Origin of the sequence: Streptacidiphilus carbonis, from assembly GCF_000787775.1 — a bacterium.
GTDB lineage: Bacteria > Actinomycetota > Actinomycetes > Streptomycetales > Streptomycetaceae > Streptacidiphilus > Streptacidiphilus carbonis.
In genome coordinates, this window is the sequence record NZ_BBPM01000004.1 from 1 (window position 1) to 25905 (window position 25905).

27 protein-coding genes are annotated in these 25905 nt (G+C 72.4%); 11 read left to right on the forward strand and 16 right to left on the reverse strand.

Annotated elements, in window-relative coordinates:
- From opcA to TR46_RS04015, 4 genes are all read left to right on the forward strand, one after another.
- Positions 1–1014 (forward strand): glucose-6-phosphate dehydrogenase assembly protein OpcA (gene opcA / locus TR46_RS04000; RefSeq protein ID WP_042393460.1); only part of this gene is annotated, 1014 nt, incomplete at its 5' end.
- On the forward strand, positions 1011–1793 hold the full coding sequence (pgl, locus tag TR46_RS04005) for a 6-phosphogluconolactonase (protein ID WP_042393464.1): 783 nt from the start codon (positions 1011–1013) through the stop codon (positions 1791–1793). The genes opcA and pgl, both read left to right, overlap by 4 nt.
- Positions 1794–1902: 109 nt before the next feature.
- Positions 1903–2523 (forward strand): GNAT family N-acetyltransferase, encoded by a 621-nt coding sequence (locus TR46_RS04010; RefSeq protein ID WP_042393468.1) that lies wholly within the window; start codon positions 1903–1905, stop codon positions 2521–2523.
- A gap of 131 nt (positions 2524–2654) precedes the next feature.
- On the forward strand, positions 2655–3254 hold the full coding sequence (locus TR46_RS04015; RefSeq protein ID WP_042394078.1) for a TIGR03086 family metal-binding protein: 600 nt from the start codon (positions 2655–2657) through the stop codon (positions 3252–3254).
- 9 nt (positions 3255–3263) lie between these two features.
- On the opposite strand, the gene TR46_RS04020 is transcribed toward TR46_RS04015, so the two are convergent.
- Positions 3264–4151, reverse strand: coding sequence for an SDR family oxidoreductase (locus tag TR46_RS04020; RefSeq protein WP_042393471.1), 888 nt, complete (start codon positions 4149–4151; stop codon positions 3264–3266).
- A gap of 28 nt (positions 4152–4179) precedes the next feature.
- Positions 4180–4956 (reverse strand): SDR family oxidoreductase, encoded by a 777-nt coding sequence (locus TR46_RS04025; protein WP_042393474.1) that lies wholly within the window; start codon positions 4954–4956, stop codon positions 4180–4182.
- Positions 4957–5043: 87 nt separating this feature from the next.
- Between TR46_RS04025 and TR46_RS04030 the strand changes: the two genes are divergently transcribed.
- From TR46_RS04030 to TR46_RS04045, 4 genes are read left to right on the forward strand one after another with little or no spacing between them, the layout of a single operon-like run.
- On the forward strand, positions 5044–5814 hold the full coding sequence (locus TR46_RS04030; RefSeq protein WP_042393476.1) for an enoyl-CoA hydratase family protein: 771 nt from the start codon (positions 5044–5046) through the stop codon (positions 5812–5814).
- A gap of 5 nt (positions 5815–5819) precedes the next feature.
- Positions 5820–6686, forward strand: a complete 867-nt coding sequence (locus tag TR46_RS04035) for a CoA transferase subunit A (RefSeq protein WP_042394082.1) — start codon at positions 5820–5822, stop codon at positions 6684–6686.
- On the forward strand, positions 6683–7456 hold the full coding sequence (locus TR46_RS04040) for a CoA-transferase subunit beta (protein ID WP_042393491.1): 774 nt from the start codon (positions 6683–6685) through the stop codon (positions 7454–7456). Before TR46_RS04035 ends, TR46_RS04040 begins: the two co-directional genes overlap by 4 nt.
- Positions 7457–7476: 20 nt before the next feature.
- Positions 7477–8535: an NAD(P)H-dependent flavin oxidoreductase gene (locus TR46_RS04045; protein WP_042394085.1), complete on the forward strand. Its 1059-nt coding sequence runs from the start codon at positions 7477–7479 to the stop codon at positions 8533–8535.
- 142 nt (positions 8536–8677) lie between these two features.
- Here TR46_RS04045 and TR46_RS04050 read toward each other — a convergent pair whose 3' ends face one another.
- Entirely contained in the window at positions 8678–9649 is a 972-nt protein-coding gene (locus TR46_RS04050) for a winged helix-turn-helix domain-containing protein (protein WP_042393494.1), read from the reverse strand.
- 59 nt (positions 9650–9708) lie between these two features.
- On the opposite strand from TR46_RS04050, the gene TR46_RS04055 reads away from it, so the two are divergent.
- Complete coding sequence (locus TR46_RS04055; RefSeq protein ID WP_042393496.1) at positions 9709–10992, forward strand: MFS transporter; 1284 nt, start codon at positions 9709–9711, stop codon at positions 10990–10992.
- Here the strand turns inward: TR46_RS04055 and TR46_RS04060 are convergent.
- From TR46_RS04060 to TR46_RS04070, 3 genes are all read right to left on the reverse strand, one after another.
- Positions 10976–12133: an acetyl-CoA C-acetyltransferase gene (locus TR46_RS04060; protein WP_042393499.1), complete on the reverse strand. Its 1158-nt coding sequence runs from the start codon at positions 12131–12133 to the stop codon at positions 10976–10978. The genes TR46_RS04055 and TR46_RS04060 overlap by 17 nt on opposite strands.
- Before the next feature lie 84 nt (positions 12134–12217).
- Entirely contained in the window at positions 12218–12835 is a 618-nt protein-coding gene (locus tag TR46_RS04065) for a TetR/AcrR family transcriptional regulator (RefSeq protein ID WP_042393502.1), read from the reverse strand.
- Between the two features lie 45 nt (positions 12836–12880).
- Positions 12881–13705 carry an SDR family oxidoreductase gene (locus tag TR46_RS04070; RefSeq protein WP_042394086.1) on the reverse strand — a complete coding sequence of 275 codons (825 nt, stop codon included), beginning with the start codon at positions 13703–13705 and terminating at the stop codon, positions 12881–12883.
- A 76-nt stretch (positions 13706–13781) separates the two neighbouring features.
- Here TR46_RS04070 and TR46_RS04075 point away from each other — a divergent pair, with 76 nt between their 5' ends.
- Positions 13782–14933 (forward strand): acyl-CoA dehydrogenase family protein, encoded by a 1152-nt coding sequence (locus TR46_RS04075; protein WP_042393504.1) that lies wholly within the window; start codon positions 13782–13784, stop codon positions 14931–14933.
- Complete coding sequence (locus tag TR46_RS04080) at positions 14930–15871, forward strand: acyl-CoA dehydrogenase family protein (protein WP_042393506.1); 942 nt, start codon at positions 14930–14932, stop codon at positions 15869–15871. The genes TR46_RS04075 and TR46_RS04080 overlap by 4 nt, the downstream gene beginning before the upstream one ends.
- 121 nt (positions 15872–15992) lie before the next feature.
- Here the strand turns inward: TR46_RS04080 and TR46_RS04085 are convergent, their stop codons facing one another.
- From TR46_RS04085 to TR46_RS04130, 10 genes are all read right to left on the reverse strand, one after another.
- On the reverse strand, positions 15993–16328 hold the full coding sequence (locus TR46_RS04085) for an RNA polymerase-binding protein RbpA (protein ID WP_084714863.1): 336 nt from the start codon (positions 16326–16328) through the stop codon (positions 15993–15995).
- 248 nt (positions 16329–16576) lie between these two features.
- A complete protein-coding gene (gene secG, locus TR46_RS04090) occupies positions 16577–16816 on the reverse strand; it encodes a preprotein translocase subunit SecG (RefSeq protein ID WP_030258736.1) in 240 nt (79 codons plus the stop codon).
- A 111-nt stretch (positions 16817–16927) separates the two neighbouring features.
- Positions 16928–17716 carry a triose-phosphate isomerase gene (gene tpiA / locus TR46_RS04095; RefSeq protein WP_042393513.1) on the reverse strand — a complete coding sequence of 263 codons (789 nt, stop codon included), beginning with the start codon at positions 17714–17716 and terminating at the stop codon, positions 16928–16930.
- A 5-nt stretch (positions 17717–17721) separates the two neighbouring features.
- On the reverse strand, positions 17722–18927 hold the full coding sequence (locus TR46_RS04100) for a phosphoglycerate kinase (RefSeq protein WP_042393516.1): 1206 nt from the start codon (positions 18925–18927) through the stop codon (positions 17722–17724).
- Positions 18928–19040: 113 nt separating this feature from the next.
- Positions 19041–20045, reverse strand: a complete 1005-nt coding sequence (gene gap / locus TR46_RS04105; protein ID WP_042393519.1) for a type I glyceraldehyde-3-phosphate dehydrogenase — start codon at positions 20043–20045, stop codon at positions 19041–19043.
- A gap of 241 nt (positions 20046–20286) precedes the next feature.
- Entirely contained in the window at positions 20287–21348 is a 1062-nt protein-coding gene (gene whiA, locus TR46_RS04110; protein WP_236655196.1) for a DNA-binding protein WhiA, read from the reverse strand.
- Positions 21339–22349 carry a gluconeogenesis factor YvcK family protein gene (locus TR46_RS04115; RefSeq protein ID WP_042393523.1) on the reverse strand — a complete coding sequence of 337 codons (1011 nt, stop codon included), beginning with the start codon at positions 22347–22349 and terminating at the stop codon, positions 21339–21341. The genes whiA and TR46_RS04115 overlap by 10 nt, the downstream gene beginning before the upstream one ends.
- 60 nt (positions 22350–22409) lie before the next feature.
- Complete coding sequence (rapZ, locus tag TR46_RS04120; protein ID WP_042393534.1) at positions 22410–23291, reverse strand: RNase adapter RapZ; 882 nt, start codon at positions 23289–23291, stop codon at positions 22410–22412.
- On the reverse strand, positions 23288–25318 hold the full coding sequence (gene uvrC, locus TR46_RS04125; RefSeq protein ID WP_084717875.1) for an excinuclease ABC subunit UvrC: 2031 nt from the start codon (positions 25316–25318) through the stop codon (positions 23288–23290). Before uvrC ends, rapZ begins: the two co-directional genes overlap by 4 nt.
- Positions 25319–25403: 85 nt before the next feature.
- A complete protein-coding gene (locus TR46_RS04130; protein ID WP_084717877.1) occupies positions 25404–25871 on the reverse strand; it encodes a Rieske (2Fe-2S) protein in 468 nt (155 codons plus the stop codon).
- Positions 25872–25905 lie beyond the last annotated feature (34 nt).

Consider the following 25905-nt stretch of genomic DNA (forward strand, 5'->3'; position numbering starts at 1 on the left):
ACCGGCGCCATCGGCATGGTGCTCACCCTGGTCATCGTCACCGACGAGGGCAGCGCCTACGACGCGCTCAAGGCGGCCGGCGAGGCCTCCCGCGAGCACCCCTCGCGCATCCTCGCGGTCATCCGCAGGCCCGGGCGTTCGCCCCGGGCCCGCGCGGAGGCCCGCCTGGACGCCGAGATCCGGGTCGGCTCCGACGCCGGCACCGGCGAGACCGTGCTGCTCCGGCTGCACGGCGAACTCGCGTCGCAGGCCCAGTCGGTGGTGCTGCCCCTGCTGCTGCCCGACGCCCCCGTGGTCGTCTGGTGGCCGGAGAACGCACCCGAGAACGCCGCCAAGGACCCGCTGGGCGCACTCGCCCAGCGCCGGATCACCGACGCCGTCTCCGCCGAGTCCCCGGTCGAGCAGCTCGGCGTCCGGGCCGCCTCCTACACCCCCGGCGACACCGACCTCGCCTGGACCCGGATCACCCCCTGGCGCTCCATGCTGGCGGCGGCCCTGGACCAGCGGCGGGTCAAGGTCGCCTCGGCGGTCGTCGAGGGCGAGTCCTACAACCCCAGCGCGGAACTGCTGGCGCTGTGGCTCGCCGACCGGCTGAACATCAAGGTGGACCGGGTCGTCACCGACGGCCCCGGCCTGACCGCCGTACGCCTGCACACCGCGGGCGGCGACGTCACCCTGGAGCGTTCGGACGGCCTGCTGGCCAAGCTCTCCATGCCGGACCAGCCGGACCGGATGGTGGCGCTCAAGCGCCGCGAGACGGCCGAGCTGATCGCCGAGGAGCTGCGCCGGCTAGACCCGGACGACATCTACGCGGCGGCGGTGCGCTACGGCGTGGAGAAGCTGCACCAGGACGGTTCGCCGGTCGGGCACGAGGTCGTCGACGCCAGGACCGCGGCCGGTCAGGCCCGGTCCGAGCAGGCGGAGGCGAAGTCGGCGGAGAAGGCAGCCGCCAAGCCCGCCACCATGGCCCCGGCCAAGAAGTCCGCCGCCTCGGCGAACCGGACCCAGAAGTGACAGCGCCGCAACTGGTGGTCCACCGCGACAAGGAGCTCATGGCCCTTGCCGCGGCGGCCCGGCTGATCACCCGGATCGTGGACGCCCAGTCCGCCCGCGGCACCGCCTCGGTGGTGCTGACGGGCGGCCGCAACGGCAACGCGCTGCTCGCGGCGCTGGCGTCGTCACCGGCCCGGGACGCGGTGGACTGGTCCAGGCTCGACCTGTGGTGGGGCGACGAACGCTTCCTGCCGGAGGGCGACCCGGAGCGCAATGTCACCCAGGCCCGCGACGAACTGCTCGACGCGGTGCCGCTCGACCCGGCGCGGGTGCATGCCATGCCCGCGTCGGGCGGGGTGGACGGCGACAACGCGGAGGCGGCGGCGGAACGATACGCCGCCGAACTCGCCAAGGCGGCACGGCCGGGTGACCACGCGGGCGTGCCCAGCTTCGACGTGCTGCTGCTGGGTGTCGGCCCCGACACCCACATCGCCTCGCTGTTCCCCGAACACCCCGGCGTGCGGGAGACCTCCCGCACCGTGGTGGGCGTCCGGGGAGCGCCCAAGCCCCCGCCGGTCCGGGTCTCGCTGACTCTGCCGGCGATCCGGGCGGCACGCGAGGTGTGGCTGCTCGCCGCGGGCGAGGACAAGGCCGAGGCCGTCGCCCTGGCCCTGAGCAGCCCCGGCGAGATCCAGGCCCCCGCCTCCGGCGCCTACGGCCAGCAGCGCACGCTCTGGCTGCTGGACCGGGCGGCGGCGGCGAAGATCCCGGCGGAGATGTACCCACCGGCTTCCGCCTGACGGCTCGTCAAAACCCTGATGGCCCGGTGCCGCCGTGAACGGCGGTCGCCGGGCCGTCGGCGTTTCCGCCCCGTCGACAGCTCGACCGCGCCGCGCCTACGATCGGGCCATGGGGGATTCAGGGATCACCGTCCGTCCGGCCGTCGAGTCCGACATCGAGGAGGCGGCCGGGACGCTGGCACTGGCCTTCCACGACGATCCGCAGTGGTTCTGGTCGCTGCCGGACGATCGGACCAGGCCGAGGCGGCTCCGCGGGATCTTCCGGACCATGCTGCGCCACGAGGTGCTGAAGCACGGCGGGGTCGAGGTGGCCTGCGACGAGGGCGGCCGGATCGTCGGCGCAGCGCTCTGGCTGCCGCCGGGGAAGGCCAGACCCAGCACGCCGGACCAGCTCGCCGCCGTCCCCGGCTACCTGCGCGCCTACGGACGCCGGATCCGGTACGGCGACGCCCTGCAGTCCGCCTGCTTCAAGGCCCACCCGCAGGACGAGCCGCACTGGTACCTCTTCATCCTCGGCGTCGAGCCCGACCTGCACGGCAAAGGCGTGGGCGCGGCCCTGCTGCGCTCCCGGCTGGACCGGGTGGACCAGGAGGGCCTGGCCGCCTACCTGGAGTCCAGCAACCCGGCCAACGTCCCGCTGTACGAGCACTTCGGCTTCCAGGTCACCGGCGCCCTCAAGCTCCCGAAGCACGCCCCCCGGATGGACACCATGTGGCGGCCCGGACGGTAGGTCGGTGCCCTCGCTGCTGGGGGTGAGCGGTCATCTGCTGACTGTTGCCGTGCATTACTGATTATCAATCAACTACCTTTCGGTCATGGGTAGATCAGCTACCGGACCGATGCTTGGACTACGATCCGAGCATGAAGCCTCCAGCCACCCAAGGCACGACATGGGACCTCCTCACCGAGGCGCACCAGGCACTGCGCACCGCTGTCATGGGCATCCCGGCCGACGGCTGGGACCGCCCCACCCCCGCCGAGGCCTGGAATGTCACCCAGGTGCTGCAGCACGCGGCGGGTGACCAACTGGCCTACGCGTCAGCCCTGACCGGTGGGCCGAAGCCGGCGGAAGACCCCTTCTCGCCCTCCGGGTCGTTCGAGGGCAGCCCGGCCGAACTGCTGGAGCCGGCGCTGGCCGCCGTCGTCGCGGCGTTCGGGACGGTGGACTCCCCGGACACCGAGATCGGCGTGCCGCTGCCGCCGTTCAAGCTGCCCGCCGGGGTGGGCGTGGCAGCGGCCTCGCTGGACGCGGCGATCCATGCCTGGGACATCGCGGTGGCCACCGGGCAGCCCTCCCCGCTGCGGCCGGGGCTCGCGCTCGCGCTGCGGCCGGCCGCCGACGCCCTGGTGGAGCCGCTGCGCGGGTTCGCCTTCGGCCCGGCGATCGAGCCGGCCATCGACGCGGACGAGGCCGACTCGCTGCTCAACTTCCTGGGCCGCAGGGCGGACTGGAGGGCCTGAGGGTTCGGACTAGGACTTGCGCGCCCCGTAGACCGGCGCGGGCGGTTCGGCTGCTGCCAGCAGCTTCCGGGCCGCCTCGCCCGCCTCGACCGGGGTCCAGCGACCGGCGTTGCGCGCGGCGGGGCCGGCCCGCCAGCCCTCCATCACCGTGATCCTACCCCCCTCCACCTCGAGCACCCGCCCGGTGACCCCGGCGCTGGCGTCGCTGCCGAGCCACACCACCAGCGGGGACACGTCCTCGGGTTCGGGCAGCGCGGTGGCGATCGCACCCTCGGTCATCCTGGTCCTGGCGGACGGCGCGATCGCGTTGACCTGCACGCCGTAGCCGGCGAACTCGGCCGCGGCGACGAAGGTCAGCCCGAGGATCCCGGCCTTGGCGGCGGAGTAGTTGCCCTGGCCGACACTCCCCTGCAGCCCGGCCCCGGAGCTGGTGTTGACGATCCGTCCGGCCACCGGCCGCCCGGCCTTGGCCTCGGCCCGCCAGTGCGCGGCGGCCTGCCGCAGCGGCAGGAAGTGGCCGCGCAGATGGACCCGCATCACCGCGTCCCAGTCGTCGGCGTCCAGGTTGACCAGCATCCGGTCGCGAAGGAACCCGGCGTTGTTGACCAGGGTGTCCAAGCGGCCATAGGTGTCGAGGGCGAGGGCGACCAGGTCGGCGGCGCCCTGCTCGGTGGTGATGTCGCCGCCGTGGGCGACCGCCCGGCCGCCGAGCGCCTCGATCTCGGCGACCACGGCTGCGGCGGGGCTGTCCGGGTCCGGGGTCCCGTCCCTGCCGACGCCCAGGTCGTTGACCACGACCGCAGCGCCCTCGGCAGCGAAGGCGAGCGCATGGGCGCGGCCGAGCCCGCGCCCCGCGCCGGTGACGATGACGGTACGGCCCTCGGCCAGTCCTGGCATGGCGGGAGACTCCTTCGGGAGTGGGAGGTCAGTGGTTGGCGGTGGCGGCGTCGAGGAAGGCGGGGCGTTCGCCGCCGCCGTGCAGCAGCAGCGAGGCGCCGCTGATGTAGCCTGCCCGGGGCGAGGCCAGGAAGACCACCGCCTCGCCGACCTCGTCCGGCTCGGCGAGGCGGCCCAGCGGGACGGTCCGGCCGACCGCGGCGACTCCCTCCTCGTCCCCGTAGTGCAGCGCCGAGGCCTCGGTCCGCACCATGCCGAGGACCAGGGTGTTCACCCGCACCGCCGGGGCCCACTCCACGGCGAGGGTGCGGGCGAGGTGGTCGAGTCCGGCCTTGGCCGCGCCGTAGGCGGCGCTGCCGGGCGAGGGGCGCGAGCCGCTGACGCTGCCGATCATGACGATCGATCCGCCGTCGGGCTGCTTGCGCATCACCGCGTGCGCGGCCCGCGACAGCAGCAGCGGCGCGATCAGGTTCAGCTCCAGGACCCGGCGGTGCCGTTCGGCATCGCCCTCGGCCAGCGGCAGGTAGGGCGTCCCGCCGGCGTTGTTGACCAGCAGGTCCAACCGGCCGTGGTCGGCGGCGACCTGCGCCAGCAGCGCCGCCCCGGCCTTCGGGTCGCGTACGTCCAGCGCACGGAACTCGGCCTTGCCGCCCGGCACTTCGACGCTGGTCGCCGGGGGCCTGCGGGACGCGGCGACCACGACCGCACCGGCCGCGAGCAGCGACCTGGCAATGCCTGCGCCCACCCCGCGGGTGCCCCCGGTGACCACGGCGACACGGCCGGACAGTTCCTGACGGTGTGTCATCCGGGGCTCCCCTACCGCTGGTTGCACTGCTACCGTCGACCCTGACGTACCTAACTAACGTTTGGTGGAAAGGTAGCCGAGAATCCCATGGGTGTCTCCACCTCGATCGCCGACAGCACCGGACCGGACGCCGGCATCGCCGTCGTCACCGTCTCCTACCCGCCCGTCAACGCCCTGCCGGTGGCCGGCTGGTACGAGCTCGCCCAGGCGCTTCGGGAGGCCGGGCAGGACCCCGCCGTCCGGGTGGTGCTGCTGGAGGCGCCCGGGCGGGGGTTCAACGCCGGGGTCGACATCAAGGAGATCCAGCGCGACCCCGGACCGCAGGCGCTGATCGGCGCCAACCGGGGCTGCGCCGAGGCCTTCGCCGCCGTCTACGAGTGCCAGGTGCCGGTCGTCGCCGCGGTCCAGGGGTTCTGCCTCGGCGGCGGGATCGGCCTGGTCGGCAACGCCGACGCGATCGTCGCCTCAGAGGACGCCGTCTTCGGCCTGCCCGAGCTCGACCGCGGCGCGCTGGGCGCGGCCACCCATCTGGCCCGGCTGGTGCCACCGCACCTGATGCGCCCGATGTACTTCACCGGACGGACCGTCAGCGCCCAGGAGCTGCACCGCTTCGGGACGGTCTGGGAGGTGGTCCCGCGCGAGCGGCTGCAGGACGCCGCCTTGGCCCTGGCCCGGCAGATCGCCGCCAAGGACGGCTATCTGCTGCGGCTGGCCAAGGAGGCCATCAACGGCATCGACCCGGTCGACGTCCGCCGCAGCTACCGCTTCGAGCAGGGGTTCACCTTCGAGGCCAACCTCGCCGGCGCCTCGGACGCCCACCGCGAGGCCTTCATCGCGACCGGGACGAGGGGCGAGTGAGCGCCATGGACAAGAGGATGAACGCCGACGAGGCCGTCTCCCGGCTCAGCAGCGGAATGACCGTGGGGATCGGTGGCTGGGGTTCACGGCGCAAGCCGATGGCCCTGGTCAGGGCCATCCTGCGGGCCGGCCTGCGGGATCTCACCGTGGTCTCCTACGGCGGCCCCGACATCGGCCTGCTGGCCGCGGCCGGACGGATCCAGCACCTGGTCACCGCCTTCGTCACGCTGGACTCGATCCCGCTGGAGCCGCACTTCCGGGCCGCCCGGGAGAGCGGGGCGCTGGAGCGGCTGACCGAGTACGACGAGGGCATGCTGCTGCAGGGGCTGACCGCCGCCGCCCACCGGCTCCCCTTCCTGCCGACCCGGGCCGGCCTGGGCTCGGACGTGCTGCGGGTCAACCCGGAGCTGCGGACCGTCGTCTCGCCCTACCCCGACGGCGAGGAACTGGTCGCCGTACCGGCGCTGCGGCTGGACGCCGCGCTGGTCCACCTCAACCGCGCGGACCGGCTCGGCAACGGCCAGTGCCTGGGCCCCGACCCCTACATGGACGACCTGTTCTGCGCGGCCGCCGACACCGCCTACCTCAGCTGCGAGCGGCTGGTCGACACCGCCGAGCTGCAGAAGGAGGGTCCGCCGGGATCCGTGCTGGTCCCCCGCTGGTCGGTCACCGGCGTGGTGGAGGCGCCCGGCGGCGCCCACTTCACCTCCTGCGCCCCCGACTACGACCGCGACGAGTCCTTCCAGCGCGCCTACGCCCAGGCCGCCGCGGACCCCTCGGCGTGGGCGGCCTTCGAGCAGCGCTTCCTCTCCGGGGACGAGCAGGACTACCGGGCCGCCGTGGCGGCCCTGCGGGCGGAGGCGAACCGGTGACCACGTCGACGACCGGCACCGAACCAGGAGTGAGCAGGGCCGAGTACTGCGTGATCGCCTGCGCCGAGGCCTGGCGCGGGGACGGCGAGGTGCTGGCCGCGGCGATGGGGGTGGTGCCGACCCTGGGCGCCCGGCTGGCCAAGCTCACCTTCGAACCGGACCTGCTGATCACCGACGGCGAGGCGCTGCTCGCGGCCGACGTCCCCGCGCTCGGCGCGACCCCGGCGGCGGTGGAGGGCGCGCTGCCCTACCGGAAGCACCTGGAGCTGGTGGCGATGGGCCACCGTCATGTGATGATGGGCGCCGGCCAGCTGGACCGGCACGGCAACCAGAACATCTCCGCCATCGGCGACTGGTCCCGGCCGGCCCGGCAACTGCTGGGCGTGCGCGGCGCTCCCGGGAACACCGTCAACAACCCCACCAGCTACTGGATCCCGCGCCACAGCACCCGGGTGTTCGTAACCGGACGGGTGGACGTGGTGAGCGGAGTCGGACACGGGCGGCTGCACGGTACCGCGGGGCGGTTCCAGGACCTCCGACGGATCGTCACCGACCTGGCCGTACTGGACTTCGGCGGCCCGGAGCGGGCGATCCGGCTGGTCTCGGTGCACCCGGGAGCGACGGTCGAACAGGTGGTGGCCGCGACCGGCTTCCCCCTGGTCCTGCCGGATGCGGTTCCGTCCACCCGCGAACCCTCCGCCGAGGAGCTCCGGCTGATCCGGGACGTACTCGACCCGCGCGGGGCCCGCGATCGGGAGGTGCGCGGATGACCCCGGCCTCCCCGTTCCGGCTGGACACCCCGCTCACCCGGCTGGCCGGAATCCGCCACCCCGTCGTCCAGACCGGTATGGGCTGGGTCGCCGGCCCCCGCCTGGTCACCGCGACGGCCCGGGCCGGCGGGCTGGGGATCCTCGCCTCGGCGACCATGACGCCTGATCAACTACGTTCCGCAGTACGAGAGGTGAAGGCCCGCACGGATGCGCCTTTCGGGGTGAACCTGCGCGCCGACACGGGCGACGCGGCCGAACGCGCCGAGATCATCGCCACGGAGGGCGTCCGGATCGCCTCCTTCGCGCTGGCGCCCTCGCGCGAGCTGATCGCCAGGCTCAAGGACGCCGGGGTGGTCGTCATCCCCAGCATCGGCGCGCGCCGGCACGCCGAGAAGGTCGCCGCCTGGGGCGCGGACGCCGTCCTGGTCCAGGGCGGCGAGGGCGGCGGGCACACCGGCGCGGTCGCCACCACCGTGCTGCTCCCCCAGGTCGTGGACGCCGTCGACATCCCGGTCATCGCCGCAGGCGGCTTCCGTGACGGCCGGGGCCTGGTAGCCGCGCTCGCCTTCGGCGCGGCCGGCATCGCCATGGGCACCCGCTTCCTGCTCACCTCCGACAGCACCGTCCCCGACGCGGTCAAGTCCCGCTACCTCGCCGCCGGAGTCCATGACGTCACCGTCACCACCAAGGTGGACGGCCTGCCGCACCGGATGCTCCGCAGCGACCTGGTCACCGCCCTGGAGCAGGCGGGCCGCACCCGCGCACTGGCCCGGGCGCTGCGGCACGCCGCCGCGTTCCGCGCCGTCTCGGGGCTCTCCTGGTCCGCGATGATCCGCGACGGCCTGGCCATGAAGCACGGGCAGCAGCTGAGCTGGAGCCAGGTGCTGCTCGCCGCCAACACCCCGATGCTGCTCAAGGCCGCCATGGTCGACGGCCGCACCGACCTCGGCGTGATGGCCTCCGGCCAGGTCGCCGGACTGATCGAGGACCTGCCCTCGGTACGGGAGCTGATGGACCGCATCATGGGGGAGGCGGAGGCCGCGCTGTCGGGTGTGGCGGGGGCGGTGGTGACTGTGTAGTCCTTCGGGCGCGGCCTGTGCCTGGTCGATCGCGCAGTTCCCCGCGCCCCTGGGGGCTGCAACTGACCCACGGCGGGCAAGTTGCACTATCAGGGGCGCGGGGAACGGCGCGACCAGCCATGCACGGCCCGCACCCGAAGGCTCAACCCAGCAGCCCGTCCCCCGCCTCGGTCCGCCGGTACACCACCCGCCGTCCGACCCTGGTACCCACGACCAGTTCGGCCTCCCGCAGAACGCCGAGGTGACCGCCGATCGTGCCGAGCGACTGCCCCAGCTGTACAGCGAGCTCGCTGCTCGTGGCCGGCCGGTCCAGCTCCCGCAGGATCCCCGCACGACCGGCGCCGATCAGCCGGTCCAGAGCCCGCCGGGGCCGGCCCTCCACGGGGCCCGAGGCCGCCCCGCGGGCCGGGTAGACCAGGGCGTACCGGTCGTCCGCGCTCTCGCAGAGCCAGGTGCCGCGGGACAGGGTCACCGGGACGAACAGGATGCCGTCGTCGCCGATCATGCGGTCGGGGTAGGTCTGGCGGCTGAAGCGGATCGCGTCGGCGCCGACCCAGGCGCTCTGGCGGCTCATGAACTCCAGCGCCCGGGGCCAGCCGTAGGCGGCCAGCAGCCCGGCCCGGTAGGTGACGTCCCGCTCCAGCAGCGCACGCCGTCGCGGCCAGTCAGGTTCCACGTAGGTGGTCCATACGTGACGGAACACCTCGACGGCGCGGTCGAACCAGTCCCGGCCGGTGAGCCAGCGCGACAGGTCGTGCTGCTCCCAGCTCTTCGCCACCGACTCCTCCAGTTCGGCACGTACCTGCTGGTCGGAGAAGGGCGGGAGGGCCGCGACCTCGTCGTCGAAGGCGGTGCGCATCCCGCCGCGCGGCGGCGCTACGACGAAGCCGGGCAGCCACTTGGTGGAGCTGATCAGCCGGACGAAGCCCTTGGCGAACGGGTCCGCGTCCAGGACGGCCGTGAACGCGTCGTGATGGCGGGTGTACCAGGCCGCCATCCACGGGTCGCAGTGGTCCGCGTGCAGCACCTTGATCGAGCCCAGCGTCTCGGCCAGCGGGGACAGTGCGAACCGGGACCGCGACAGGGCCAGCGGGGTCAGCCGCAGCAGGGTCATCTTTCGCCTCCTGCCGAAACAATAGTGCGCGTCCCTCCGGGCCCCGCAGACTGCCGCCCATGCCCTCCCTCTCCCTCCAGCGCTTCGCCCTGCTCGGGCTGCCGAACTTCCGCTGGTTCTTCAGCGCACAGCTGGTGTCCCTGCTGGGTTCGTCGATGGCGCCGGTCGCACTGGCGTTCGCGGTGCTCAACGCCTCGGGGAGCACCGGCGACCTCGGCATCGTCGTCACCGCCCGGATGGTCCCGCTGCTGGGCTTCCTGCTGCTCGGCGGTGCCGTCGCCGACCGGTTCCCGCGCCGGACGGTGCTGCTGACCGCCAACCTCGGTTCGGGGGTCACCCAGGGCGGGGTGGCCGTGCTGCTGCTGACCGGGCGCTACTCACTGGCTCCGATCGCCGTACTGAGCCTGCTCAACGGCGTCCTGGACGCCTTCACCACCCCGGCGCTGCGCGGGGTGGTGCCGCAGTTGGTGGGCCGGGGCCAGCTGCGGCAGGCCAATGCGCTGCTGGGGTCGATGCGCAATGCCACCAAGATCCTCGGCCCCAGCCTTTCCGGCGTCCTGGTGGTGGCCTTCGGCGGTGGTCCGGCCATCGCCTTCGACGCCCTCACCTTTGTGCTGGCAGCGCTGTGCCTGGTCCGACTCGACCTCAGCGACCGGATGCCGGCCGCGCGGGGCACCGGGATTCTGACGTCCCTGCGCGAGGGCTGGACCGGGTTCCGCCGCATCCGCTGGGTCTGGACGGTGGCGCTGTCCTTCTGTGCGATCAACCTGGTGCAGGTCGGCACCTGGCAGGTCCTCGGCCCCTCGCTCACCAGGCAGGTCAGCGGCGAGGCCGCCTGGGGCTTCGTGCTCAGCGCCCGGGGCGTCGGGCTGCTGCTGACCAGCGCGCTGATGTACCGGTTGACGGTCCGTCACCTGCTGCGGCTGGGGCAGTCGGTGACGGTCCTGGGGGCGCTGCCGCTGCTGGCGCTGGGTGCCGGGCTGCACGCCCCATGGCTGATCGCGGCCTCGTTCGTCGCCGGTCTGAGCGCCTCCGTGGTCGGCATCGGCTGGGACACCTCGCTGCAGGAGCACGTCCCGCCCGAGGTGCTGTCCCGGGTCTCCTCCTACGACGATCTGCTGTCCTATCTGGCCATTCCGATCGGCCAGTTGAGTGTGGGACCGCTGGCGCACGCCTTCGGCGGCTTCCGGGTGGCCACCGTCGCGGGCATCGTCTACGCCCTCGCGGCCGTGGCCCCGCTCGGCTCGGCCGCCGTGCGGCGGCTGCCGCACGGCATGGCGAAGGACTCCGGTGGAACGGCCGCCGAACCGCCGACGGCCTCGCTGCCTACAACCGCTCGATAATGGTCACATTGGCCTGGCCGCCGCCCTCGCACATGGTCTGCAGGCCGTAGCGGCCGCCGGTGCGCTCCAACTCGTGCAGCAGGGTGGTCATCAGCCGCACGCCGGTCGCACCCAGCGGGTGCCCCAGGGCGATGGCGCCGCCGTTGACGTTCACCCGGGCCGGATCGGCGCCGGTCTCCTTGAGCCAGGCCAGCACGACCGGGGCGAAGGCCTCGTTGATCTCCACCAGGTCCATGTCGTCGATGGTCATGCCGGCCTTCTTCAGCGCGTACGCGGTGGCCGGGATGGGGGCGGAGAGCATCCGGATCGGGTCCTCGCCGCGCACCGAGAGGTGGTGCACCCGGGCGCGCGGGGTCAGGCCGTACTCGGCGACGGCGCGCTCGGAGGCGATCAGCATCGCCGAGGCGCCGTCGGAGACCTGGGAGGAGACGGCGGCGGTCAGGCGGCCGCCCTCGGTCAGCGGCTTCAGTCCGGCCATCTTCTCCAGGGTGGTGTCCCGGCGCGGGCCCTCGTCCTGCCGGACCTCCCCGTACGGGGCGATCTGGCGGTCGAAGCGGCCCTCGTCGATGGCGCGGGCAGCCCGCTGGTGCGACTGCAGGGCGAAGCGCTCCATCTCCTCGCGGGAGATGTCCCACTTCTCGGCGATCATCTCGGCGCCGTGGAACTGGTCCACCGGCTGGTCGCCGTAGCGCTCACGCCAGCCGATCGAGCCGGCGTACGGGCCCTCGGTGAGCCCCAGCGGCAGGGCGGCCTCGCGCGAGGAGTAGGCGATCGGGATCTGCGACATGCTCTGGGTGCCGCCGGCCACCACCAGGTCGCTGGTCCCCGACATCACGGCCTGCGCGGCGAAGTGCACCGCCTGCTGCGAGGAGCCGCACTGGCGGTCGATGGTCACACCGGGCACCTCCTCGGGCAGCCCGGCCGCCAGCCAGCTGGTCCGGGCGATGTCCCCGGCCTGCGGGCCGACGGTGTCCAGGCAGCCGAAGACCACGTCCTCGACCAGCGCCGGGTCCACTCCCGACCGCTGGACCAGCGCCTTCAGCACATGGGCGCCCAGGTCGGCGGGGTGGGCGGACGCCAGGCCGCCGCGGCGACGGCCGACGGGGGTGCGGACGGCTTCGACGATGTAGGCCTCGGGCATGGTGGTCGTTCCTCCTGCTGGGTGGGGGCTGTGGGCTGGGACGGGGGGCTGCGGCCGGGGCTGCGGCCGGGGGCTGGGACGGTCTCAGGGGCGGGTCGTCGTCGAGATGCCGTCGAGCAGCATGCTCAGGTACTGCCGGGCGATCTCGGCGGCGTCGTGGCGGCCGCCCGGCCGGTACCAGGAGGCGGCCACCCACACCGTGTCGCGGACGAAGCGGTACACCAACCGTAGGTCGAGGTCGGCCCGGAAGGCCCCCTCGGCGACGCCACGCTCCAGCGTCCCCTGCCAGGCGGCCTCGAAGCGGTTCATCGAGTCGGTCAGGTAGCCGAACCTCGGCTGCCCGGCGAGATGGCGTTCGCGCTGGTAGATGGCGACGGCGTCGCGGTGCCGGTCGATCTCCCGGAACGACTCGACGACCAGTGCCTCCAGGGTCTCCCGGGGGCCGAGACCTGCCGAGAGCACCGCGTCGTAGCCGGTCCAGAGCTCGTCGAGGAAGCCGGAGAGGATCTCGTCCAGCATCGACTCCTTGGAGTCGAAGTGGTAGTAGAGGCTGCCGGCCAGCATGCCGGCGGCATCGGCGATCTCGCGAACGGTGGTGGCGTCGTAGCCCTGTCTGGCGAACACCTGAGCGGCTGTGGCCAGCAGCTCGTCCCGCCTGGTGGCCGGGGCGGCCGCTGCCGTTGTCGGCCGGGACGTCGTCATCGCGGGTCTGCTCCTCGTAGCGGGTGCTGGGTCAAGGTTGCTGGGTCACGGGTGCTGGCTGCTGACGGAGACGACCTCGCCCGTCAGATAGGACGAGTATCCGCTCGCCAGGAAGACGATGACGTTCGCCACCTCCCACGGCTCGGCCCAGCGGCCGAAGGCCTCCCGCGCGGTCAGCTCCTCCAGCAGCTCCGGCGTGGTGACCTTGGCCAGGTGCGGGTGCATCGCCAGGCTCGGCGCGACCGCGTTGACCCGTATCCCCAGGTCGGCGGCCTCGACGGCGGCGCAGCGGGTCAGCGCCATCACCCCGGCCTTCGCCGCCGCGTAGTGGGACTGCCCGGCCTGGGCCCGCCAGCCCACCACCGACGCGTTGTTGACGATCACCCCGGCACCCGCCCCGGTACTCGGACCAGTACTCGCTCCGGCGGCGCCGCGGGCCCGGAACCGGCGCAGCGCCGCGCGGGTGCAGCGCATGGTGCCGGTGAGGGTGACGTCCAGGACCCGGTCCCACTGCTCGTCGGTCATCTCCTCCAGGGTCGCGGTGCCGCCCAGGCCGGCGTTGTTGACCAGGATGTCGAGCCGGCCGTGCCGTGCCTCGGCCAGCTCCAGCAGCGCGGCCACCTGCTGCTCGTCGGTGACGTCGCAGACCGTGCCGGCCACCCGGTCCGCGCCGAACTCCCCGGCCAGCGCCTCGACGGTCTCCTTGAGCCGGCGCGCATGGGCGTCGCCGAGGACGACCTCGGCGCCCTCCTCCAGGAACCGCCGCGCGGTGGCGCCGCCGATCCCGGCCCCGGCCGCGGCCGTGACCACGGCGCTGCGACCGTTCAGCAGCCCATGTGCTGACGGGTAGTCAGGTGATGCGTTCGCCACCGGGCCCACCTCTCGACGGCCGACTCCTCGCACGTTAACCTACCAAACACTTGTTAGGGAAGGAGGACCTGCGGTGATGGACCTTCGGATCAGCGGCGCGGACCAGGAGTTCCGCGACGAGGCCAGGGACTGGCTGCGCCGGCACGTCCCCGCGCACCGGCTGCCCTCGCTGGAGACCGGGCCCGGATTCGCCGCCCACCGCGCCTGGGAGCAGGAACTCCACGCGGACCGCTGGTCCGTGGTCTCCTGGCCGCGGCAGTACGGCGGCCGGGACGCCTCGCTGCTGCGCTGGCTGCTCTTCGAGGAGGAGTACTACGCCGCCGGGGCGCCGGGGCGGGTCAGCCAGAACGGCATCAATCTGCTGGCCCCGACCCTGTTCGAGCACGGCACCGGCGAGCAGCGGGCCCGCATCCTCCCGGAGATGGCGAGCGGGGCGACCGTCTGGGCCCAGGCCTGGTCCGAGCCGGGCGCCGGCAGCGACCTGGCCGCGCTGCGCTCCACCGCCCGCCGCGCCGACGGCGGTTGGCTGCTGGACGGGTCCAAGACCTGGTCCTCCCGGGCCGCCTTCGCCGACCGCGCCTTCGGCCTGTTCCGGTCCACCCCGGTCGAGGAGTCCGGGGCCCGGCACCGCGGCCTCACCTATCTGATGTTCCCGCTGGACGCACCGGGGGTGACGGTGCGCCCGATCGGACGGCTGGACGGCAAGCCGGCCTTCGCCGAGATCTTCCTGGACGGCGTGTTCGTGCCGGACCGCGATGTGATCGGCGAGGCCGGGCGGGGCTGGCGGGCCGCGATGAGCACGGCCGGCAACGAGCGCGGACTGACCCTGCGCAGCCCGGGGCGCTTCCTGGCCGCGGCGGACCGGCTGGTGGCTCTGTGGCGCCGGCTCGGCGACCCCGGTGACGCCGCGCTCGCCGAGCGGGTCGCCGACGCCGTGATCGGCGCGCGGGCCTACCAGTTGTCAGCCTTCGCGGCGGCCTCCGGCGAGGGCGGGCCGACCGGGGCCGCGTCCAGCCTCAACAAGCTGCACTGGTCCGAACTGGACCTGACGCTCCATGAGACGGCGCTCGACCTGCTGGGCCCGGAGGGCGAGTTGGCCGATGCGGAGGAGTGGTCCGAGGGCTATGTCTTCGCCCTCGCGGGGCCGATCTACGGCGGCACCAACGAGATCCAGCGGGACATCGTCGCCGAGCGGCTGCTCGGCCTGCCGAAGGGACGGCGCGGATGAGGTTCCTCCTCGACGCCGAGCAGCGGGGCTTCGCCGCCAGCCTGGACGCGCTGCTCTCCGCCGCCGACGTCCCCGCCGTGATCCGGTCCCGCGCGGCGGGCGACGACGCACCGCTGCGGGCGCTCTGGCGGCGGCTGGCCGACGTCGGGGTGTTCGCGCTCGCGGTGCCCGAGACGTACGGCGGCACCGGGCTGCTGCCGGTCGAACTGGTGCTCAGCTGCGTCGAACTGGGACGCCACGGGATGCCGGGACCGCTGGCCGAGACCTTCGCCGCGAGCACCCTGCTGGAGTCGGTCGGGCAGACGGCGCTGCTCCCCGGGGTGGCGTCGGGGCAGGTGATCCTTTCCCTGGCGGCCGAGGGCGGCTACGCGGCCGACCCCGACCTGGCGGACGCGGTGCTGCGCGTCGGCGAAGGAAAGGCACCGCTGCGGCAGTCCCTGGACCCGGCCCGCCGGGTCGGACTGCCCGAGGACGCGATCGCCGTGGAGTCCGGCGCCGAACGCGCCACCGGGCTGGCCGCCCTCTGTACCGCGGCGCTCGCCCTGGGGACCGGGCGCCACCTGCTCGCCGCGACCGTCGAGTACGCCAGGACCCGCACCCAGTTCGGCACCCCCATCGGCGGCTTCCAGGCGGTCAAGCACCGGCTCGCCGACGTACTGCTCCAACTCGACTTCGCCGAACCGCTGTTGTACGGCGCGGCGGTGGCCCTGCAGGATGCCCTGCCGAGCGCCGGCAGCGATATCGCCGCGGCGAAGGCCGCCTGCGGCGAGGCCGGCTATGCCGCCGCCCGGGCCGCGCTGCAACTGCACGGCGCGATCGGCTACACCGACGAGTTCGACCTCTCGCTGTGGATCCGCCGGGCCCGGGTGCTGCGCAACGCCTGGGGCACGCCGTCCGCCTGCCGCCGCAGGGTCCTGGCCGGCCGGATCGACGGATGAGCGGAAAAGCCACAGGGGCTCCGGCCCGGACCGCCTGGTGAGGTAGGTGTCCGGGGCGGCGCCCCTGCGTCAGTCCTGCTTACCGCTGTTGCTGCTTGCCCTTGTTGCTGCTTGCCGCTGCTCAGATCTCCCCGCGCAGCTTCGCCAGCGCCTCAGCGAGGATCGCCTCGCCGTCGGCGTCGCTGCGGCGCTCGCGGACATACGCGAGGTGCGTCTTGTACGGCTCGGTACGCGGCGGGGCCGGCGGGTTCTCCTCGTCCTGCCCGGCCGGGAATCCGCAGCGCGGGCAGTCCCAGGTGTCCGGGATCTGTGCGTCGGAGGCGAACGACGGGCGGGTCTCATGCCCGTTGGCACACCAGAAGGAGATACGGAGCCGAGGAGCGGACTCGCCGCGCTCGGCTTCCCCCATGGGGCCTGCCCCGACCCTGCTGCCACGGATGGCGTTGCCACTTGCCACGGTCTGACTCCCTGCGTGCTGGTGCGTTGCGATAGTCACGTGGGAGGAATCCGCGCCCCCGAGGCCCGGCCCCCACAGTGTCCCGTCGCCCCCCTTCTCCGACGGAGTCGTCCCAGTGTACGGACCGCATAAGTACCGCCCGACACCGCCACCGGTGACAACTGTCACTCATGATAGGCGGCCGGGCGACACTCCGTCAGCTTTCGGGGCAGGGGTGCTCCGCAGACGTTCTGCCGCCAGCGGGCTGATCAGCCGTTCTTGGCCTTCAGCAGCAGCGACAGAATGATGATGCAGGCGAACCAACCGACACCCATGAAGATGGTGATGCGGTCGAGGTTGCGCTCGGCGACGGCGGAGCCACCGCCGGTGGAGGACATACCGCCACCGAACATGTCGGAAAGGCCGCCGCCCTTGCCCTTGTGCAGCAGGACGAGGACGACCATCATCACGCTGAAGAAGATCAACGCGATCGAGAAGCCGAGGATCACGGCGGGACCAATCTCTCGTAATCGATGTGTGGAGTTGTACTCCAATGTGCCACAGGGCCGGGTCGGCAGGCACCGCCTGTCCGTCCCGGCCCTGCATACTCTAGACCGAGGTCAGCCTACTGCCTGGTCCCGGTAGCGAACGATCTTCACGAACTCCTCCGGGTCCAGCGCCGCGCCGCCGATCAGGGCGCCGTCGACGTCCGGCTTGGCCATGATCCCGGCCGCGTTCGAGGCCTTCACCGATCCGCCGTAGAGCACCCGGACCTTGTCCGCCAGCTCCTGGCTGTAGAGCTCGGCCAGCCGGCCCCGGATCGCGCCGCAGACCTCCTGGGCGTCCTCGGGGGTGGCGACCTCGCCGGTGCCGATGGCCCACACCGGCTCGTAGGCCACCACGATCGACTCGGCGTCCTCGGCCGGCACGCCGTCGAGGGCGCCGTCCAGCTGCGCCAGGGTGTAGGCGACCTGGTTGCCGGCCTTGCGCACGTCCAGGCCCTCGCCGACGCAGAGGATCGGCACGATGCCGTTCCGGAACGCGGCCTTGACCTTGGCGTTGACGATCGCGTCGGTCTCGCCGTGGTACTCGCGCCGCTCCGAGTGGCCGATGGCCACGTAGCTGCACTTCAGCTTGGCCAGCATCGGCCCGGAGATCTCACCGGTGTAGGCGCCGGAGTCCTGGGCGGAGATGTCCTGGGCACCGTACTTGATCTTCATCTTGTCACCGTCGACCAGGGTCTGCACCGAGCGCAGATCCGTGAACGGCGGCAGGACGCAGACCTCGACGGCCGCGTGGTCCTTGTCGTTGAGCGCGAAGAAGAGCTTCTGGGCGTGGGCGATGGCCTCGAGGTGGTTGAGGTTCATCTTCCAGTTGCCCGCCATCAGCGGGGTGCGTGCATCAGTCATGTGCTTCAGTTCTCCAGTGCGGCCAGGCCGGGGAGGGTCTTGCCCTCCAGGTACTCGAGGCTGGCGCCGCCACCCGTCGAGATGTGTCCGAACTTCTTCTCGTCGAAGCCCAGGATGCGGACGGCTGCGGCCGAGTCGCCGCCGCCGACCACCGAGAACGCGTCGCCGTCGGCCAGCGCCTCGGCGACGGCCCGGGTGCCCGCGGCGAAGTCCGGGTGCTCGAAGACGCCCATCGGGCCGTTCCAGAACACCGTCGCCGCGTCCGCCAGCTTGGCCGCGAACAGCTCGCCGGTGGCCGGGCCGAGGTCCAGGCCGATCTTGCCGGCCGGCATCGCGTCGGCGGCGACCACCTCGAAGTCCTCGACCGGGGTCTTGGCCTTCAGATCGGGGAAGCTCGCGGAGACCGCGACGTCGACGGGGAGCACGAACTCCACGCCGTTCTTCTCGGCGCGCGCCAGGTACTCCAGCACGACCGGGATCTGGTCCTCCTGCAGCAGGCTGCTGCCGACGTCGTGGCCCTGCGCCTTGAGGAAGGTGAAGGCCATGCCGCCGCCGATGAGGATCCGGTCGGCCTTGCCCAGCAGGTTGTCGATCACGCCGAGCTTGTCGGAGACCTTGGAGCCGCCGAGCACCACCACGTAGGGGCGCTCGACCTGCTCGGTGAGCCGCTTGAGCACGCCGACCTCGGTGGCGATCAGCAGGCCGACGGCGTGCGGCAGCCGGGCCGGCAGGTCGAAGACGGAGGCGTGCTTGCGGTGCACGGCGCCGAAGCCGTCGCCGACGTAGAGGTCCGCCAGGGCCGCCAGCCGGTCCGCGAAGGCGCCGCGCTCGGCGTCGTCCTTGCTGGTCTCGCCCGCGTTGAAGCGCAGGTTCTCCAGCAGCGCGACCTGGCCGTCCTTGAGGGCGGCCGTGGTGGCGGCGGCGCTGTCGCCGACGGTGTCGGTCGCGAAGGCGACGTCCTGGCCGAGGATGGCGCCTAGGCGCACCGCGACCGGCGCCAGGCTGTACTGCGGGTCGGGCGCGCCCTTGGGACGGCCCAGGTGGGAGGCGACGATCACCTTGGCGCCGGCCGCGGCCAGCTTGGCGATGGTCGGCGCGACGGCGCGGATCCGGCCGTCGTCGGTGATGTCGGTGCCGGACAGCGGCACATTGAGGTCGGCGCGGACGAACACCCGCTTGCCTGCGACGTCGAGGTCGTCGATGGTCTGCACGTCAGAACGCTCCTGGGGAGGTGGTACGACGGATGGAGGTGGGTCATGAGAACAGGACCCGGACCTTTCGAAGTCCGGGTCCTGCTCCGTCTACTTCTCTTCCGCGCAGCTCGTCAGAGCTGGCCACCGACGAGGGTGGTCAGGTTGACGAGGCGGTTGGAGTAGCCCCACTCGTTGTCGTACCAGCCGAAGATCTTCACCTGGTTGCCCTGGACCATGGTCAGCGGGGCGTCGAAGATGCAGGAGAACGGCGAGTTGACGATGTCGCGGGAGACGATCGGGTCCTCGTTGTAGTACAGGTAGCCCTTGAGCGAGCCCTCGGACGCCTTCTGGAAGGCGGCGTTGACCTCGTCCTTGGTGACCTCGCGCTCCAGGTCCACGACCAGGTCGGTGATGGAGCCGGTGGGGACCGGGACGCGCAGCGACGTGCCGTCCAGCTTGCCCTTGAGCTCCGGAAGCACCAGCGCGGTGGCCTTGGCGGCACCGGTGGAGGTCGGGATGATGCTCAGGGCCGCGGCGCGGGCGCGACGCAGGTCCTTGTGCGGGAAGTCCAGGGTGACCTGGTCGTTGGTGTACGCGTGCACCGTCGTCATCATGCCCTTGACGATGCCGAAGGCCTCGTGGATGACCTTGGCCATCGGCGCCACGCAGTTGGTGGTGCAGGAGGCGTTGGAGATGATGGTGTGCTTGGCGACGTCGAGCTTGTCGTCGTTGACGCCCATCACCACGGTGATGTCCTCGTCGCTGGCCGGAGCCGAGATCAGGACCTTCTTGGCGCCGCCGACCAGGTGCTTCTTGGCCTGCTCGGCCTTGGTGAAGAAGCCGGTCGACTCGATCACGATGTCGGCGCCCAGCTCGCCCCACTTGAGGGCGGCGGGGTCGCGCTCGGCGGTGACCTTGAAGCTCTTGCCGTCGACGGTGATGCTGTCGTCGGTGTGGGTCACCTCGGCGTGCAGGGTGCCCAGGGTCGAGTCGTACTTGAGCAGGTGCGCCAGGGTCTTGGTGTCGGTCAGGTCGTTGACACCGACGATCTCGATGTCCGCGCCCTGGGCGATAACCGCACGGAAGAAGTTACGACCAATGCGGCCGAACCCGTTGATGCCTACCCGGATCGTCACGAACCGATCTCCTCGCTGGTACGTCGGCGCTGTACGCCGACGAGCTGGAATGGGATGTCCCCGACCGCTTAAAACCCTACCCCGCGCCAGTGGCGGAGAGCACATCAGACCTGCCTGACACGACGACGCCGCCCCTGGACGTCGAGTCCAGGGGCGGCATTCACCCCGGTTTCACGGGGATTTCACCGGTATTTCCGTGGATTACCGCGGTGCCCGATGCGCGAACGGGTGTACGTCGGCCTCAGTGCGCGGCCAGCTCCTGTGCGCCGTAGGCGCCGGACCGGTGCGGCTCGCCGCCGTACCCGTCGCCGCCGTAGGAGTCGCCACCGTAGGAGTCGCCCTCGGAGAGGTTGTGCTCGGTGCTGGGCAGCCCCAGCTCCGAGGCCCGTTTGTCGGCCATCGCCAGCAGCCGGCGGATCCGCCCGGCCACCGCGTCCTTGGTCAGCGGCGGGTCGGCCAGCGAGCCCAGCTCCTCCAGCGAGGCCTGCTTGTGCTCCATCCGCAGCCGTCCGGCGGCGGCCAGGTGCTCCGGGACCTCCTCGCCGAGGATCTCCAGCGCCCGCTGCACCCGCGCGCCGGCGGCCACCGCGGCACGGGCCGAGCGGCGCAGGTTGGCGTCGTCGAAGTTGGCCAGCCGGTTGGCGGTCGCCCGGACCTCGCGGCGCATCCGCCGCTCCTCCCAGGCCAGCACCGACTCGTGCGCGCCCAGCCGGGTCAGCAGCGCGCCGATGGCGTCGCCGTCCCTGATCACCACCCGGTCCACCCCGCGCACCTCGCGGGCCTTGGCCGGGATGCCGAGCCGCCGCGCCGCGCCGACCAGGGCCAGCGCCGCCTCGGAGCCGGGGCAGGTGATCTCCAGCGAGGAGGACCTGCCGGGCTCGGTGAGCGAGCCGTGCGCCAGGAAGGCTCCGCGCCAGGCCGCCTCGGCGTCGCAGGTCGCCCCGGACACCACCGCCGGGGGGAGGCCCCGGATCGGCCGTCCGCGCCCGTCCACCAGCCCGGTCTGCCGGGCCAGCAGATCGCCGTCCTTCACCACCCGCACCACGTACCGGCTGCCGCGTCGCAGACCGCCGGGGGCCATCACCACCAGGTCGGAGGAGTGTCCGAAGATCTCCAACAGGTCCTTGCGCAACCGCCGTGCCGCAACGCCGGTGTCCAGCTCCGCCTCGATCACGATGCGTCCGCTCACCAGGTGCAGACCGCCCGCGAACCGCAGGATCGCCGACACCTCCGCCTTGCGGCAACAGGCCCGGGTGACGGGGAGCCGGCTGATTTCGTCCTTCACCGCTGCCGTCATCGCCATGGCGCGATCCTTCCATGCATCCTGAAGATCCGGTCGTACGCTGCGGCCAGAAGCTCCGGGTCGTGTCGCCCGGAGGAGCCGTCCGTGGCTGCGACGTTGTCGAGTACCAGTTCGGCTCCGAGACGCTTGGCCGCGCTGCGCAGAGCCTCGGGGTCGGCCACCGTGCCCGCGTTGGCGAGCACGAAGTCCACGGTGAGGTCCGGGGCGTGGGCCCCGAGCACCTCCAGGTGGCGCTGCGGCGAGAAGCCCTCGGTCTCCCCCGGCTGCGCCACCAGGTTGAGCGCCAGCACCTTCCGGGACCGGGTCTGCACCAGGGCGTCCCGCAGGTCCGGGACCATCAGGTGCGGCAGCACGCTGGTGAACCACGAGCCCGGGCCGAGCACCACCCAGTCCGCCTGGAGCACCGCGGCCACCGCCTCGGGCACCGCCGGCGGGTCCTGCGGCAGCAGCCGCACCGACTCCACCTCCCCCGGGGTGACCGCGACTTCGGCCTGCCCGCGGACGGTGGAGAGCCGCTCGGGACGGTCCGGGTCCAGGCCGCGCACGGTGGCCTCGATGTCCAGCGGCACCGCGGACATGGGCAGCACCCGGCCGTGCGCGCCGAGCAGTCTGCCGACGTACGCCAGCGCCTCGACCGGGTCGCCGAGCTTCTCCCACAGGGCCACGATCAGCAGGTTCCCCACCGCGTGGCCGTGCAGTTCGCCGTCGCTCTGGAAGCGGTGCTGGATCACCTCGGACCAGGTCCGGCCCCAGTCGTCGTCGCCGCACAGCGCGGCCAGCGCCTTGCGCAGGTCACCGGGCGGCAGCACGCCCAACTCGGCACGCAGGCGCCCGCTGGAGCCGCCGTCGTCGGCGACGGTGACCACCGCGGTGAGGTCGCCGGTCAGTCTCCGCAGGGCCCGCAGCGAGGCCGCCAGACCCTGACCGCCGCCCAGGGCGGTGATCATCGGAGCGCCCCGGCGTCGCGCCTGCTGCCGTCCAGCAACGATGTGTGACGCCACTCGTGCCCCTCGTCCGTCCGCGCTGCAGTTTTCTTCGGGGCCGTGCCCGGGCTCCGGCCGCTACTCGCGCCCCATGTCCCGGTGCACCAGCACCGTCTCCAGCCCGTCGGCGATCAAGCGCTTCGCCAGCCGCTCCGACATCGCCACACTGCGGTGCTTCCCTCCGGTGCAGCCTACGGCAAGTGTCATATAGCGCTTGCCTTCCCGGCGATAGCCCTCGGTGACGATCCGGAGCAGATCCGCGTACTGGTCCAGGAACTCCTTGGCGCCCGGCTGGTCGAAGACGTAGCGGGCCACCTCCTCGTCCGTGCCGGTGCGCGGGCGCAGTTCGGGGACCCAGTGCGGATTGGGCAGGAAGCGGCAGTCCACCACCAGGTCGGCGTCGACCGGCAGGCCGTACTTGAAGCCGAAGGACATCACCGTGGCCCGGAGCTGCGGCTCCTGGTCGTCGGAGAACTGGGCGTCCATCTTGGCGCGCAGCTCATGGACGTTGAGGCTGGAGGTGTCGATCACCAGGTCGGCCTCGCCGCGCAGGTCGCGCAGCAGGGTGCGCTCCTGTTCGATGCCGTCCACGATCCGGCCGTCGCCCTGCAGCGGGTGCGGCCGGCGCACGCTCTCGAAACGGCGCACCAGGGCGTCGTCGGAGGCCTCCAGGAAGAGCACCCGCAACCGGACGCCGCGCCGCTCCAGGTCCTCCAGGGAGGCCAGCAGGTCGTCGAAGAAGCTGCGGCCGCGCACATCCACGACGGCGCCTATCCGCGCCACCGCGCCCTGCGAGCGCGCGCCGAGGTCGACCATCGTCGGTATCAGCGACGGCGGCAGGTTGTCGACGACGAACCAACCGAGGTCCTCCAGGCACTTCGCGGCCGTACTGCGGCCGGCCCCGGACATACCGGAGATGATCACCAGCTCGGGTACGTTCTCACCGCCGGACTCACTCACGTGGGCTCCCCTGTTTCGGACATGTCGTCCTTCTTCTCATTGGTGTCAACGCCCGGCACGGGCTCCGGCTTCCCGTTTTCACTCGCATGAGTGACATGGTCACCGGGTTCCTCGAGGATCTCACCGGTCGCCGTGTTGACCGCAGGGGCCGAAGGCCGCTTCTCGGCCAGCGCCGCGGCCACCGCCTCGGCGGTCCGCCGGCCGACGCCGGGGACCTCGCAGATCTCCTCCACTGTCGCCGCCCTGAGCCGCTTCAGCGACCCGAAGTGCTTGAGCAGCGCCTGCCGCCGGCTCTCCCCGAGCCCCGGCACCGAATCCAGGGCGCCGGTGGTGAGCCGCTTGGCGCGCTTCTGCCGCTGGTAGCTGATCGCGAAGCGGTGCGCCTCGTCCCGGACCCGCTGCAGCAGGTAGAGGCCCTCGCTGCTGCGCGGCAGCACCACCGGGTCGTCCTCGTCCGGCAGCCAGACCTCCTCCAGCCGCTTGGCCAGGCCGCAGAGCGCCACATCGGTGACGCCCAGCTCGGTCAGCGCCCGCTGGGCCGCCGCGACCTGCGGCTCGCCGCCGTCCACCACGATCAGCTGCGGCGGGTAGGCGAACCGGCGCGGCTTGCCGGTCTCCTCGTCCCGCTCGCTCGGCTGCTCCTGGTGCCGGAAGCGGCGGGTGATCACCTCGTGCATCGAGCGGACGTCGTCCTGGCCCTCGAAGCCCTTGATGGCGAACCGGCGGTACTCGGACTTGCGGGCCAGCCCGTCCTCGAACACCACCATGGAGGCGACCACGTCCTGCCCCTGGAGGTGGGAGATGTCGTAGCACTCGATCCGCAGCGGAGCGGTCTCGAGATCGAGCGCGTCGGCGATCTCCTGGAGTGCGACGCTGCGGGTGGTCAGGTCCGCGGCGCGCTTGGTCTTGTGCAGGGCCAGGGCCTGGGCGGCGTTGCGCTCCACGGTGACCATCAGCTCGCGCTTGTCGCCGCGCTGCGGCACCCGCAGGTCCACCGCGCCGCCCCGGCGTTCGCCCAGCCACACCGCCACCGGCTCCAGCGGCTGCGGCAGCGCCGGCACCAGCACCTCGCGCGGGACGGCCTCGCCGGTCTCCTCCCCGTACAGCTGCAGCAGCGCGTGCTCGACCAGGCCGGCCGTGTCGACGTTCTCGACCTTGTCGGTGACCCAGCCGCGCTGCCCCCTGACCCGGCCGCCGCGGACGTGGAAGATCTGGACCGCGGCCTCGAGTTCGTCCTCGGCGATGGCCAGCAGGTCGGCGTCGGTGCCGTCGGAGAGCACGACCGCGTTCTTCTCCATGGCGCGGTTCAGCGCCTCGATGTCGTCGCGCAGCCGTCCGGCCCGCTCGTACTCCATCTCGGCGGCGGCCTCCTTCATCTCCCGTTCCAGCCGGCGGAGATAGGTGCCGGTGCGGCCGGCCATGAAGTCGCAGAACTCCTCGGCGAGTTCACGGTGCTGCTCCGGGGTGACCCGGCCCACGCAGGGCGCCGAGCACTTCCCGATGTAGCCCAGCAGGCAGGGCCGGCCGACCTGTTCCGCACGCTTGAACACCCCGGCGGAACAGGTGCGCACCGGGAAGACCCGCAGCAACAGGTCCACCGTCTCCCGGATCGCCCAGGCGTGACCGTACGGGCCGAAATAGCGCACCCCGCGCTTCTTGGGCCCGCGCATCACCTGCACCCGGGGGAACTCCTCGTTCAGCGTCACCGCCAGCGAGGGGTAGCTCTTGTCGTCGCGGTACTTGACGTTGAAGCGCGGGTCGAACTCCTTGATCCAGCTGTACTCCAGCTGCAGCGCCTCGACCTCGGTGCCGACCACGGTCCACTCCACCGAGGCGGCGGTGGTGACCATCTGCCGGGTACGCGGGTGCAGGTTGGCCAGGTCCTGGAAGTAGGAGGACAGCCTGGGCCGCAGGCTCTTCGCCTTGCCGACGTAGATCACCCGCGAGTTGGCGTCACGGAACTTGTAGACGCCGGGCGACGTCGGAATCTGCCCCGGTGCTGGACGGTACGTGGACGGGTCGGCCATGGGATTACCGTACCTACTGGCGGTGACATTCCCGCTTGTCCACCCTGCACAGAGCGCGGGGGTCCTGATAGGACGGTCAGGACGTTCAGGCGGTGACGACCAGCTTGCCGTTCTGCACGGCCACTGTCCTGGCGGGGAGCGCGCTGGTCGCCGGGCCGTTGGCGACGGAGCCGTCGGCGATCTTGAACTGGCTGCCGTGGCAGGGACACTGGATGGTGCCGTCCTGCACGCCGTCGACCAGGCAGCCGGCGTGGGTGCAGACGGCGCTGAACGCCTTGAACCGGCCGGAAGTCGGCTGGGTGACCACGACCTTCTCGTCCTTGTAGACCTTGCCGCCGCCCACCGGGACGTCGCTGGTCGGGCCCAGCGTGGTCGGCCCGGAGGCGGCGTTGGTGCTGCCGGAGGAGGACGAGCAGGCGGCGAGCGCCAGGCCGGCGACACCGGCCACGCCCACCGCGGCGGCGCCGCGCAGCAGTCCGCGCCGGTCGGTGCCGCAGCCCTCGCAGGCGGCGGTCTCCTGGGCAGGGGCGGGGGCGGCGTCGAACTGGGTCATGATCGTGGGGCTCCGTCGGCAGGTGCGGCGGTGC

Coding starts and splice junctions, on each gene's coding strand:
- TR46_RS04010 (WP_042393468.1), top strand. CDS start 1,903: ATGGGGGATTCAGGGATCACCGTCCGTCCGGCCGTCGAGTCCGACATC.
- TR46_RS04015 (WP_042394078.1), top strand. CDS start 2,655: ATGAAGCCTCCAGCCACCCAAGGCACGACATGGGACCTCCTCACCGAG.
- TR46_RS04020 (WP_042393471.1), bottom strand. CDS start 4,151: ATGCCAGGACTGGCCGAGGGCCGTACCGTCATCGTCACCGGCGCGGGG.
- TR46_RS04025 (WP_042393474.1), bottom strand. CDS start 4,956: ATGACACACCGTCAGGAACTGTCCGGCCGTGTCGCCGTGGTCACCGGG.
- TR46_RS04030 (WP_042393476.1), top strand. CDS start 5,044: ATGGGTGTCTCCACCTCGATCGCCGACAGCACCGGACCGGACGCCGGC.
- TR46_RS04035 (WP_042394082.1), top strand. CDS start 5,820: ATGGACAAGAGGATGAACGCCGACGAGGCCGTCTCCCGGCTCAGCAGC.
- TR46_RS04050 (WP_042393494.1), bottom strand. CDS start 9,649: ATGACCCTGCTGCGGCTGACCCCGCTGGCCCTGTCGCGGTCCCGGTTC.
- TR46_RS04055 (WP_042393496.1), top strand. CDS start 9,709: ATGCCCTCCCTCTCCCTCCAGCGCTTCGCCCTGCTCGGGCTGCCGAAC.
- TR46_RS04060 (WP_042393499.1), bottom strand. CDS start 12,133: ATGCCCGAGGCCTACATCGTCGAAGCCGTCCGCACCCCCGTCGGCCGT.
- TR46_RS04065 (WP_042393502.1), bottom strand. CDS start 12,835: ATGACGACGTCCCGGCCGACAACGGCAGCGGCCGCCCCGGCCACCAGG.
- TR46_RS04075 (WP_042393504.1), top strand. CDS start 13,782: ATGGACCTTCGGATCAGCGGCGCGGACCAGGAGTTCCGCGACGAGGCC.
- TR46_RS04080 (WP_042393506.1), top strand. CDS start 14,930: ATGAGGTTCCTCCTCGACGCCGAGCAGCGGGGCTTCGCCGCCAGCCTG.
- tpiA (WP_042393513.1), bottom strand. CDS start 17,716: ATGACTGATGCACGCACCCCGCTGATGGCGGGCAACTGGAAGATGAAC.
- whiA (WP_236655196.1), bottom strand. CDS start 21,348: ATGGCGATGACGGCAGCGGTGAAGGACGAAATCAGCCGGCTCCCCGTC.
- uvrC (WP_084717875.1), bottom strand. CDS start 25,318: ATGGCCGACCCGTCCACGTACCGTCCAGCACCGGGGCAGATTCCGACG.
- TR46_RS04130 (WP_084717877.1), bottom strand. CDS start 25,871: ATGACCCAGTTCGACGCCGCCCCCGCCCCTGCCCAGGAGACCGCCGCC.